We start from the raw sequence: 11,861 nt of genomic DNA, 5'->3' as shown, positions 1-11,861 counted from the left end.
CTGCGCACTGCGGAGGCACGCACACCAGCAGAACTCGATGCGGCCATCAGCCTGGCATTCTCAAAAATCACAGAAAAAGACGCCAAGGGTTGGTTTGCCTCTTGTGGCTATAGTATTATTTAAAATGCTCTAGTTCTACTTTGATAAGTTAGCGGGATTTGGGAGCTGGCTGTACGTTGTGAGTGAGGCGGGGCGCCTTGCAGACGCTGCTGGTGGTCGTGGTATGTGGCGAAGGCGCTGGGTTTGCTTTCCCAAATCAGGTTGTGCCCTCCACCAGGGTAGCCTCGCTGAGGCTCGGCAACCCTTCGCTCTGATGCGCAGTCCCGTTGGGACTGGTGTCAAGCGGAGTGGGATGACGAAAGACGGCGACAACCGGCCAATGGATTCTGTGCCCCCGATGACTTACCAAAGTAAAATTAGGCTGCCATCACTGGGGAACGTGACGCAGCATCCATTCGGCCATTTCTGCGTAGATCGGAAAATCAGTGATCAGCACATTGTCGTGATCCGCGCCGGGGATTTCAACCCAGCGTTTTCCGATGCTGGATGGCAGCGCGTCGTAGAGACGACGTCCACATTCGACGGGGATCACCCGGTCTGACGTTCCATGCGCGACAAGTACCGAGCATTTGAGCTGGGGAACGAGAGCGAGGGAGTTCGCCGCGCTGACTTCCATGTGTGCCTTTCTTTCATAGAACCAACCTGTCATGTGGCTCCAGACTGAACCCAGCCACTCTCCCACCCAGCCCGAAGTCTGATGACGCACCACGTGGTCCAATGAATCGAAGGTGGAAACCAGCACGGCAGCGCGCCAAGGCGCATCCTTCTCCACGGCTGAGCGGATGCTGACTGCACCTCCCATCGACAGCCCCATGATGCCTGCGGGCTGCGGATTGAACCCGAACTTCGCTGCGGCCTCATGCAGCGCCAGTGCCGGAAGGTGGGCCTCCCGCACGCCATAGCTGGCGGTTGTTCCCGGGTGATCGCCATGAGCAGGCATGTCGGGCAGAATACAGCGAAAGCCCACGGCGCAGAAACGCTCTGCGACGAGCAGGTAGTCCTCCTTTCGACCGCGGCGGCCATGCACCAGCACCAGATTTCCCACCACGCTTCCGGGTGCTGGCAAGGTGAGACCTTTCAGCGTCATCTGCTCACGGATGACCTGTCCGCGCTTTCCAAGTGAACCCTGCGGATCTGGCTCACAGACGAGACAAGGGGTGCCATCGGCACAGGTGAAGGATTTCAACGCCACGCCGTGTGCCGCCGGATGGGCCAGAAACTCATGATGATAATCCTGCAGCGGCCTGCGTGGCGGATGCGCCAGCTGATCTGCGGCCAGCCAACCGGCCAGCGGTGGCACCAGCAGAAGCGCGGCTCCCAGGATGACTCGTTTTCTTTTCACTGGCCGATGATGAGCAAGATTGTGCCGGGTGCCAATCTTGTTATGTTCGCAAAAGCAGAACATGAACTTTTCCGCACTTCTTCGATTCCTTGCCATTTCGGTGCCCTCTTTGCTGGTCAGCTGCGCCAAGCCTGCTTATGAGATGCGCGGATATGCCTCCTACATCGCGGATCAATATGCCGGCCAGTACACCACCTCAGGCTCCATCTATCAGCCACAGGGCTGGACCGCCGCGCACAACACCCTGCCCTTTGGCACGGTGGTCAAGGTGAAGAACAACACCAATGGACGAACGGTGAACGTGACGGTGACCGACCGCTTCCCCTATTACCCGAACCGCGTCATCAATCTCTCCCGCGCCGCTGCCGAATACATTCAGCTTCCCTATCGCCAGCTCGGCGATGTCACGGTGACTGCCAAAACCATCGCCAACGGTGCTGCGCCAGCGGCCAACTACAGTGCGCCTCCTGCAAGCTACGGTCCAGCTCCAGCCAACTACAACACCCCGGCTCCGGTCAAACACAGCGCACCGCAACGCACGGCGTACAAGGCGCCCAAAACGTATCGCGCTCCTCCAGCAGCCAGCAGCTACCGCACGCCCAGCACGGTGCCGCCTGCAGGCTATGGCACCAGTGCACCGCCCCCAGGGTATGGCACAACGGCAATGCCTGCGGGCATTCCGCCGCCACCGCCGGGGTATGGCGGAAGATGAGGTCGCTGCAAAAGCAGCCACATTTTTCTGCCACACTTTGGACTCGAGCGTCCATATCCACAGTGCATGGATTCTCTCACGCCGCCCAAAACTCCGCAGGATGCCGAACTCGCCAGACAGGTGGAAGCCGGTGACGACGCAGCGTTTCGTCTGCTGATGCAGCGGCATTTGCAGGCACTGCGCGGCTACCTGGCGCTGCGGGCGCCGGTGCCTGATTTGATCGATGAAGTGGCGCATGACGCCTTTGTGTTCGCCTATCAGAACATGAAGGACTTCACCGAAGGGTCCATGCAGCCGTGGCTGCGCACCATCGCCTACAATCAGCTGCGAGACCGGCTGAAGGCGTATGCGCGGGACTTCACCAAGCACGAGCGCTACTCCGAGCAGGTGCGCTGGGAGATGGCGCTGGAGGCTTCTGAAAAACCCGTGAGTGATGAATCAGATCATCTGGCGACCTGTCTTGAGAAGCTGCGCCACCATCAGCGCACCATCCTGGATCTGCGCTACGAGATGCAGCTCAGCTGCGAGGAAATCGCGCAACGCACGGGCCGCAGCACGCTCGCGGTGCGCACCGTGCTGATGCGTGTACGCCAGCAGCTGCGCAAGTGCATTGAACTTCACCTGGAGCACAAAACCGCATGAACACCGACGAAGCGATCGACAAGGCTTTGGAGGGGATGCTCTCCAATCATGAATGGCAGGTCCTGATGAGCGACCCCGACACGCTGAAGGAACTGGAAGAGCAGCTCGGCATGGACGCGCTGCTGCGTGTGGCTCTGGAAAAAAATGACACTCCCGCGGCCCTCGCCGATGCTATCGAGGCCAGCGTCAATGTGTCATCCGTCGATGATCTGATGCGCAGCATTGAAGAATCAACCACACGCCGTCGCCCGCGACGCTGGTTCACCCACCTGCCCCGCTGGACCACCGCGGCCGCGGCTGTGTTGATCGGTTTCATCGGTGGCACTCTCGCGTGGCCGGATTTGTTTCAGCAGCTTGAGCTTGCTCCCGTGGTGGCTCAGCGCACGGGCAAACGTGTCATCATGTATGGACGCATCATCGCCAACCCACCTGTGACTCGTGTGGTGGTGGTGCCCGAGCCGATGCTGGTTCAGCCACCCCTTGCACCTGCTCCTCCAGCTCCGAATCCGCAGACACCGAAGGTGGTGGTCGTGGAGAAAAAATCGGAGCCTGCTCCGCCAGCAACTCCGGTGACACCGCCCGCCATCAGCATGGGCAACGCCCCCGCACCGGTGCCGGAGAAAATGGAGACCGTGACGATTCCTCCCATGAATCTTGCCTCGAAACCCAAGAGCGAGATGCCCATGGAGACTCCCGATGTCTCCTCGAAGATCGATTTCGAGCGGCAGGTGCTGCCGATTTTGGAGCGCTCCTGCTTTGAGTGCCACAGCAGCAAACTGAAGAAGCCGAAAGGTGGGATCCGGCTGGATGATCTGGAAGCGATTCGCGAAAAAAGCCAGACGGACAATCTCATCCTGCCGCACAAGGCCGCCAAGAGCACGCTGGTGAAATCCATCTCTCACAAGCCCGGCGACGATGATCTCATGCCGCCGCCCAATGATGGCAAGCCGCTGAGCGCCGAGGAAATTGCGCTCATCCGGCGCTGGGTTGAAGAGGGGGCGAATTTCGGATCGTGGACCTCCATGCGTGCGAAGGAGGTTTCGATCTCGACGCTGAACGAGGCTGTGGATATCACCCAACTCAAGGCGGTGGCGGCACGCATTGATCAGCTGATCGAACGGGACCTGAGCAAGCACGCGGAGGAGGCGCGCCCGATGGCCAGTGAATTCGTGTGGCTGCGCCGTGTGTATCTTGACCTTGTGGGCCGCATTCCCACCAGCGATGAGGCGAAACGTTTCATCGCCCTCAAAGAACCCGAGAAGCGCGGACGCCTGATCGAAGAGCTGCTGGCCTCCAACGGCCACGTCAGCCACATGTTCAACTACTGGTGTGATCTGCTGCGCGCCAAAGACGACCTGGCCGAAGGTGTGCAGGGGGATTTTTATCTCGCCTGGATCAAACAGAGCGTGCGTGAAAACAAACCTTTCGACGAATGGACACGTGAGCTGCTGAGCCCCGAAGGCTACGGCTGGCGTGCACCTGCGGCGGGCTATTACCTTCGTGACGGTGAGAACCGCGCCGCAAACATCGAGAGCACGGCCACGCTTTTTCTTGGCACGCAGATTTCCTGCGCGCAGTGCCATGACCATCCTTACAGCCGCTGGACACGGAAGGAATACCATCAGTTCCTTGCCTGGACTTCCGGGATCAAGACTGCTTCAAAAGAGGACGGGGTCGGAGAAGTGGGCGGCAAGGCGATCCGCGAAGCGGCAGAGCGCTATGACCGCATGGCGATGGACAAGCTGGACTATGAACGGCGGCAAAAAAACCAGCGCATCCGAGATGCCCTGCTGGCGCTGCAGCGTGCAGCCGGTGGTGCAGGCGTGGTGAATGGAGAGGGGCAGCCTGCAAAGCTGCCGGACGATTATCAATATGCGGATGGTAAGCCCGGCGAGCTGATTCCTGCGGCTGTGCTTTACGGCGAATCACCAGCCACAGGTGCACGCCCCGCTGAAACTCTGGCGACATGGGTCACCGCGCCCACCAACACACGCTTCGCCCTCACGCTGGCGAACCGGCTGTGGGCCAAGTTGTTCGGACTGCCGTTCGCAGGCAGGGTGGATCAGGTGCGCGAAGTGGCGGACTGCGACAATCCTGATCTGGCGCAGTATCTCGTCAATGTGGTGCGTGATTCGAAATACGATGTGCGGCGGATCCTGCACATCTTCACCCTGACCCGCGCCTATCAGCGTGAAGCTGGACTGGCGCCGCAGGATTCTTCGGTGGTGTATCGCTTCCCGGGTCCGGTGGTGCGGCGTTTGACGGCTGAACAGGTGTGGGACTCCATGATGGCGCTGGCCGTGAAGGATTTGGATTTGAAACTGAATTTTGATCCGCCCGGTGTCGCTGAACTGGAAGCGGCAGTCGCTGCTAAAAAAGCGAGCGAGGTCACCGCTGTGGCCCGCAAAATCGCAGGCAAGGAAGAACGTGAAATGAAGGTGGAGGAACGCCGTGCACGCCTGCGCAAGGAGATGGCCCGCGAGTTTGCCGGTGGTGGCCTGGAGCGTGCCTCGGAGCTGCCGCAGCCAACGCCTGATGGTCATTTCCTGCGCATGTTTGGCCAGGGAAACCGTGACTTCATCGGTGATGCGTGGAGCTCCTCCACGGTGCCGCAGGCGCTGCTCATGCTGAACAGCGATTTCTTTGACCATGTGGCGCGTTCCGGCAGTCCTTTGTCCGAAAGTTTGCGGGGGCTCAACAACATCACCGAAGTCGCGCACGGCGCCTTCCTGGCCGTAATGACACGTGAGCCGACGCAGGCCGAGCTCGATGCCTGCAAGCTGGCGCTGGGAGATGCACGCAATGCCAAGGCGCTAGCCCGCACCCTGCTCTCCACGGCTGAATTCATGTTTCAAAAATAACCCCTCACTTTATGAAGCACTCCTTGAACCGCCTTGATGATGTCTCCCGCCGTGAGTTTGTCACGCGCATGGCCCGCACCTGCCTCGGCGTCAGTTTGGTGCCGCCACTGGGCCTCGCGCGAGCGCTGGAAACGAGCACGCCGAAGTTTGCCAGCCACGTCATTTATCTCAACATGCGCGGCGGCATGAGCCACATCGACACCTTTGACACCAAGCCCGATGCGCCTGCGGGGCATCAAGGGCCGGTGAAAACGATCAAGACCAAGGCGGATGACCTGCTCATCTCCGGCTTCTTTCCCAAACTGGCGGAACATGGGAAAAAAATAGCGGTGGTCCGCTCGCTGCACCACACGCAGGGGGCCCACGAGCCGGGCGTGTATAAAGTGCTCACGGGTTATGAGATGTCCGCCACGATGCGGCATCCGGCGCTCGGTGCGTGGGTGGCGCGGCAGGTGACGCAGGGACATTCAACCCTGCCGCCTTACATTCGCCTCGCCGGTCTCGCGGGGCATCCGGGCAGCGGGTTCATGGATGCACGGTATGCGCCTGTCCCGGTGCTGGATGCCAGCAAGGGACTGGAACACACCCAGCTGCAAAACGGCGACTCCATGACCAATCTGCGCAAACGCAGCGGGCTCGCTGAAAACTTCAACCGCGACTTCCTTGCGCGCTACCCCATGGCGGACGTCAAGGCGCATGTGGATGTGTATGCCGACGCCATCAAACTCATGACCAGCAAGGATCTCGATGCCTTCGACATCACGCAGGAAAAAAGCAAGCTGGTGGAAGACTACGGCAATGATGAATTTGGCCAGGGCATTCTGCTGGCGCGCAGGCTGATTGAGAGCGGCACCAAGTTTGTCGAGATCGAACTCGGCGGCTGGGACACGCATGCGGACAACTTTGCCCAGGTGGAATACCTCTCTAGTCGTGTGGACAATGCGGTGGGCACCTTGCTGGAGGATCTGGAGACACGCGGCATGCTGGACAGCACGCTGGTGGTGCTCACCACTGAGTTTGGACGCGGCCCCAAAATCGACGGCACAGGGCGCGGACACCACCCCATCGCGTTTTCATCGTTCATCGCGGGCGGGGGCGTCAAAGGCGGTCAGGCTTATGGCAAGACGGATGAGACCGGGACGCATGTGATTGAGAACCCCGTCACCGTGCTCGACTTCCATGCAACCATCGGAGCGCTGCTGGGAGTGCCGCCACAGGAAACCATCTCCGCCGGCAGTGGCGGAAGTTTCAGCATCTATGGCGGCACCGGAGCAAAGCGCGGCGTGCCGATCGCGGCGCTGATCTGATCAAGCTGCTTTGGAATTACGCTCGATCCAGTCATAGAGCATCGGCAGCAGCAGCAGCGTGAGCAGCGTGGAGCTGATGATGCCGCCGATGACGACGGTGGCCAGCGGACGCTGTACCTCCGCTCCTGCCCCATGCGCGAGGGCCATGGGCACGAAACCGAGGGCGGCGACGAGAGCGGTCATCATGACAGGGCGCAATCGCGTGGAGACACCGGTGAGCACGGCATCGCGGACGCTCATGCCTTCCTCACGGAGCTCGTTGAAGTAGTTGACCAGCACGAGTCCGTTGAGCACCGCGACACCGCTGAGTGCGATGAAACCGACTGCAGCAGTGATGCTGAAGGGCATGCCGCGCAGCTCAAGGGCGATGATGCCGCCGGTCAGCGCGAGCGGGATGCCTGTGGCAACGAGCAGGGTCTGACGAATGCTGCCGAAGGCGAAGAAGATGAGCATCAGAATGAGCGCCAAGGCGGTGGGCACCACGATGACCAAACGGGCGCGGGCTTCCTGAAGATTCTCAAAGGTGCCGCCAAACTCGAAGCTGTAGCCCTCGGGGAAGGTTACTTCTTTTTTGATGCGTGCACTCGCTTCATTGACGAAGCCTTCCATGTCGCGGTCCTTCACACCGACGAGGATGGCGGCACGGCGCTGCGTGCGGCTGTGGCGGATGGGCTCCACGGTTTTCTCGGTGTGGATGTCCACGGCATCTCCCAGCGAGAGCATGCCGAAGTCACCGACACGCAGCGGCAGGCTCTTCATGATTTCCTCCTTGGCACGCTCTTCCTCCGGCAGGCGCACGACGATGTCGCGCTTGCGATTGCCTTCGACAACCTGACCGGACACTTCACCGCCGAGACCCGCAGAGACGGCATGATTGAGCTCGGCAAGGGGAACGTTGTACTTGGTCAGAACATCCCGCTTCACCTGCATCACGACGGTGCTGGTTCGACCATCTGTTTCAAGCTCAGCGGATCCCCCCGGAGTGTTGTTGATGATGTCACGAATCTGGCTGGCAAGCTTTTCGAGCATGTCAAATTCGATGCCGTAGATGCGCACGGTGAGCTCGGCCTTGGAACCTTCCATCATTTCATTGAAGCGTGTCTCGATCGGCTGGCCGAATTCGATGCTCTGGTCTTCGTGCTCGCTGAGCGCCTCCTTCTCGATGGCGGCGCAAAGCTCGGCCTTGTTGGTCGGCAGGCCGGGGCCTTTGGGCCACTCGGAGACGGGTGTGTAGAAGACGTAGAAATCCGTTTCGTTTGGCGGCATCGGGTCGGTGGCCACTTCGCTGGTGCCGCTGCGGGTGAAAAAGCGGGTGACCTGCGGAAACTTTTCACGCACCATTTTGCCGAGCACGAGGTCCTCATGCAGCGACTCCTTGAGGCTCATGCCGACTTTGCGGTAAATCATCCCGGCGATGGAGCCTTCGTCCAGCTTGGGCACGAACTCGGCCCCCAGTGTGCTGAAGCGCCAGCCGCAGAAAGCAAAGAAGGCGACTGCCAAAAGCACCACCGCCCAGCGCATTTTGATGGCGGTGCGCAGCATGGGCTGGAACACGCGATTGAGACCCGAGATGATCCAATTGTCCTTTTCGGCGACGTTGCCGCCGAGGAAGAACGAGCACATCGCGGGCATGAGCGTCAGCGCCAGCAGCAGGGCCCCGGCGAGAGCAAAAATCACCGTCACCGCCATGGGGCGGAACATTTTGCCTTCGACGCCCGTGAGCGTCAGAATCGGCAGATAAACGATGGTGATGATGAGCACCCCGAAAAACATCGGGCTCGCCATCTGCTTGCTGCCGGCGAGCACTTCGCGTGAACGCTCTTCTTTGGTGAGAATTCGTCCGAGGTGATGCTGCTTGACCCCGATCCTGCGGATGATGTTTTCGACCATGACCACAGCGCCGTCGATGATCAGACCGAAATCGACCGCGCCAAGACTCATCAGATTACCAGACCATCCGCCCTGAACCATGCCACAGATGGCAAAGAGGAATGACAGCGGAATAGCCAGCGCCACGATCAAAGCCGCGCGCCAGTTTCCGAGAAGGACGAGCAGGACGACAATGACGAGCACGGCGCCTTCGAGGAGATTTTTTTCCACCGTGCCAACGGTGGCCTCGACGAGATCGGAACGTTCGTACACGACGGTCACATCCATGCCCGCAGGCAGCTTCTCCTTCAGCTCCTCCAGCCGTGGGGCCACGCGATGGCAGACGACGCGTGCATTCTGCCCCATGAGCATCATCACGGTTCCCAGCACGACCTCTTCTCCGTCCATGGTGGCCGCACCTCCGCGGAAGCCGGCTCCCCACTGCACCTTGGCCACGTCCTTCACCCGCAACGGCTCAATGGCGGCACCGAATTTGATTGGCAGCTGGGCGATTTCCTCCGCCGTGCTGACACGGCCCACACTGCGAATGGTGAGCTGCTCGTCACCGCGATTGATGACGCCGCCACCGGCGTTTTCGACGTTGCCGCGAATGATGGCGGCGAGTTCGCCCACGGTCATGTTCGCCGCTTTTAATTTATCGAGCATGGGCTCGACCGTGACCTGACGCTGATGGCCGCCGTTGCTGTTGATTTCCGCCACGCCTTGCACGACGCGCAGGTGCGGTTTCACGATGTATTCGTGTGTCTCCCACAGACGCATGAGGCCTTCCTTTTCATCCGCAGGCTTCTCCTTGGCCCCCTTCTTCCAATGAAGCGTGTAGTAGAAAATTTCCCCGAGCCCCGTGCTGATGGGAGCAAGGCTCAGCGAGCTGCCCGGAGGCAGATCGTTCATCACGGCGGTGAGACGTTCGGTGACGAGCTGGCGTGCACGAAAAATGTCCGCGTCGTCTTCAAACTGGATCGTGACCTGGCTGAGGCCAAACTTTGTGAGTGAACGCGAATCGAGCACGCCGGGCATCCCGGAGAGCGCCATTTCGATTGGGCGTGTGACAGCGCGCTCGGACTCCTCAGGAGCCAGGGCCGGCACAGCCACGTTCACCTGCACCTGCGGGCCGGTGAGATCCGGCACTGCATCGATGGGCAGGTGCATGAGTGAATACAGGCCCGCACCGAGCAGGCCGAAAGCCCCCAGCAGCACGAGGGCACGCTGGCGGACAGAGAATTCGAGAATGAAATTGAGCATGATCGCAAAAGAAGAGGTTCAAAACGCGATGCCGCTTATTTCACCAAAGTGCTGCCCGTGAGCTGCTCAAGCTGCAGACGTGCGTCCACAGCACCCAGCTGCGAAGTCAGCACGGCTTTGACGGAGGCGATGTACTGGCGTTGCAGCTCTGTGTAAGTCGCCAGCGGCAGCGCGCCCAGGCGATAGTGCTCATCGGCTTCTGCTGCCGCCTTGCGAAAGCTTTCCAGCGTGTCAGCCGGCCATTTGGCAAGCTCCTCGGTGTGGATGCGGTAATGAGCAGCCTGAGCAGCGACGTCACGTTCGAGCTGGCGCATCTGTGCAGTGAGCATGACTTCCGCCTGCACTTCCTTGGCTTTGGCGGCGTCGATGGCTCCTTTATTACGATTCCACAAGGGCAGAGGAATGGAAACACCAATGCCCACTTGGGTTTCCCGCGTGAACGTCGTCTGCTTCTGCATATAAGGCTGCACGGTGATGGAAGGCCAGCGCTCGTTTTTGGCAAGCTCCACAGAGTACCCCTGCTGCTCCACATCAATGAAGCGGGCGCGCAGGGCGAAGTTTTTGCGACGTGCCTCGGCCAGCAAGAACTCGAGCGGCGGTGGTGGATTGAGCACGAGATCCTCCATGCGCAGCTCCAGCGGATGCTCTGCTTTTTCACCCAGAAGCTGGTTCAGCTCAAAGCGGGCCGCGGCCAGTTCGTTGCGCGCCAGCGTGGCTTCGGCACCCAGCGTGAGCGCGCTGGACTGAATGATGCGGGCCTCCAGCCGTGGAGCTGCACCGGCGGGATCACGCTGCAGGAGCACCGCCGCGAGGGACTGAAAGCGTTTTGCCACCTCCTCGGCGGCACGGGTTTGCTCCTGTGCAGCCAGCAGCTTCCAGGCGATGGTGCGCACCCGGCCGGCAAGCGCAGCACGAAACTGCACCACCCCGAGCTGGGCGAGTTCAATGTCTTTTTGCGCGATAGCCTTGCGCAGAGAGAGGCGGCCGGGCCACTCAAATGTTTGAGTGAGCTGCACCGCCCAGGTGGGACCATCGCCAACTGCACCCGTGGAGAGATCGCGAATATGCCAGTTGCCGACACCGACCATCATGTCCGGGTTTTTAATCTCCCCCGCCTTGGTTTTTCCGCCTTGGGCGACATCGATTTGGGCCTCGTAAAAACGAAGCTCCGGGTGTGTGGCGAGAGCCTTGAGAACGAGGGAATTGACTGAGACGGGCTCCGTTTCGCCCCTGGAGGGCAACTGGAGGCAAACAAGCAAAGTGAGAAGAAGAGAGGAAAGTTTCATGCGCGTAAATTGAGATTGGATGGTGAGTTATGGGCAAGGCGGATTCATCCGCAGCATGTGCCCGAAGTGTCCGCTTTTGCGGCCCCGGAGATTCGATCCATTACTCAACAACGCATGACGGTCCTGCCAGACTTCAGGGCAAGACCATGCGACCATGAGTTCCTCTGCAAGCGCCCGACTGCAGCAGCCACAACTGGCTTTGCGAGGAGGCAGTGGGCCACGACATGCGAAGGGACCGCCGCTTTGGCAATACCTTGCGTGGACGTCATCAGTCGTTGCGCACGTGATGCGTCATCGACTTGTTTGAATGCCAGCACGTGGTCCGTGGCATTGGACGCAGGCGCTTCGGCAAAAGCCACCAGCACTCTGCAGAGGGCGTCATGCTCATGAATTGTCAGCTCAGCGGCGGACTTGCCTGCATGAGAAAGCACCACCGTCAGGGCACCTTTGTTGGACACACCGACCTTCACGGCGTGATCACCGTCAATCATAGCCGCCGCCATGCAAATGGCCGGTGCG

General features: G+C 60.2%; 8 protein-coding genes. 4 read left to right on the top strand and 4 right to left on the bottom strand.

Features of this window, described 5'->3' with window-relative positions:
• Positions 1-427 precede the first annotated feature (427 nt).
• On the bottom strand, positions 428-1,402 hold the full coding sequence (locus WAW39_RS12300) for an alpha/beta hydrolase family protein (RefSeq protein ID WP_422319199.1): 975 nt from the start codon (positions 1,400-1,402) through the stop codon (positions 428-430).
• A 61-nt stretch (positions 1,403-1,463) separates the two neighbouring features.
• On the opposite strand from WAW39_RS12300, the gene WAW39_RS12295 reads away from it, so the two are divergent.
• The 4 genes from WAW39_RS12295 to WAW39_RS12280 all read left to right on the top strand — a co-directional run bounded on the left by WAW39_RS12295 (position 1,464) and on the right by WAW39_RS12280 (position 6,924).
• The gene (locus tag WAW39_RS12295) at positions 1,464-2,114 is read left to right on the top strand and encodes a septal ring lytic transglycosylase RlpA family protein (RefSeq protein WP_422319197.1); all 651 of its coding nucleotides are present in this window, start codon (positions 1,464-1,466) and stop codon (positions 2,112-2,114) included.
• Between the two features lie 66 nt (positions 2,115-2,180).
• Positions 2,181-2,756: an RNA polymerase sigma factor gene (locus tag WAW39_RS12290; RefSeq protein ID WP_422319195.1), complete on the top strand. Its 576-nt coding sequence runs from the start codon at positions 2,181-2,183 to the stop codon at positions 2,754-2,756.
• Positions 2,753-5,617 (top strand): DUF1549 domain-containing protein, encoded by a 2,865-nt coding sequence (locus tag WAW39_RS12285; protein ID WP_422319193.1) that lies wholly within the window; start codon positions 2,753-2,755, stop codon positions 5,615-5,617. Before WAW39_RS12290 ends, WAW39_RS12285 begins: the two co-directional genes overlap by 4 nt.
• Before the next feature lie 11 nt (positions 5,618-5,628).
• On the top strand, positions 5,629-6,924 hold the full coding sequence (locus WAW39_RS12280) for a DUF1501 domain-containing protein (RefSeq protein ID WP_422319191.1): 1,296 nt from the start codon (positions 5,629-5,631) through the stop codon (positions 6,922-6,924).
• Here WAW39_RS12280 and WAW39_RS12275 read toward each other — a convergent pair whose 3' ends face one another.
• From WAW39_RS12275 to WAW39_RS12265, 3 genes are all read right to left on the bottom strand, one after another.
• Positions 6,925-10,056, bottom strand: coding sequence for an efflux RND transporter permease subunit (locus tag WAW39_RS12275; protein WP_422319189.1), 3,132 nt, complete (start codon positions 10,054-10,056; stop codon positions 6,925-6,927).
• A 35-nt stretch (positions 10,057-10,091) separates the two neighbouring features.
• Complete coding sequence (locus WAW39_RS12270; RefSeq protein ID WP_422319187.1) at positions 10,092-11,342, bottom strand: TolC family protein; 1,251 nt, start codon at positions 11,340-11,342, stop codon at positions 10,092-10,094.
• Positions 11,343-11,446: 104 nt separating this feature from the next.
• Positions 11,447-11,861: hypothetical protein (locus tag WAW39_RS12265; RefSeq protein ID WP_422319185.1), on the bottom strand; the 415-nt coding region annotated here is incomplete at its 5' end.

Source organism: Prosthecobacter sp. (assembly GCF_049294395.1).
GTDB lineage: Bacteria > Verrucomicrobiota > Verrucomicrobiia > Verrucomicrobiales > Verrucomicrobiaceae > Prosthecobacter.
Note: the sequence above shows the minus strand (reverse complement) of the source record. Positions and strands in the feature narration are given on the sequence as shown.

Bases quoted from the DNA above. Each gene is read 5' to 3' on its own strand.
- WAW39_RS12295 (WP_422319197.1), top strand. From the start codon at position 1,464: ATGAACTTTTCCGCACTTCTTCGATTCCTTGCCATTTCGGTGCCCTCT.
- WAW39_RS12290 (WP_422319195.1), top strand. From the start codon at position 2,181: ATGGATTCTCTCACGCCGCCCAAAACTCCGCAGGATGCCGAACTCGCC.
- WAW39_RS12285 (WP_422319193.1), top strand. From the start codon at position 2,753: ATGAACACCGACGAAGCGATCGACAAGGCTTTGGAGGGGATGCTCTCC.
- WAW39_RS12280 (WP_422319191.1), top strand. From the start codon at position 5,629: ATGAAGCACTCCTTGAACCGCCTTGATGATGTCTCCCGCCGTGAGTTT.
- WAW39_RS12275 (WP_422319189.1), bottom strand. From the start codon at position 10,056: ATGCTCAATTTCATTCTCGAATTCTCTGTCCGCCAGCGTGCCCTCGTG.
- WAW39_RS12270 (WP_422319187.1), bottom strand. From the start codon at position 11,342: ATGAAACTTTCCTCTCTTCTTCTCACTTTGCTTGTTTGCCTCCAGTTG.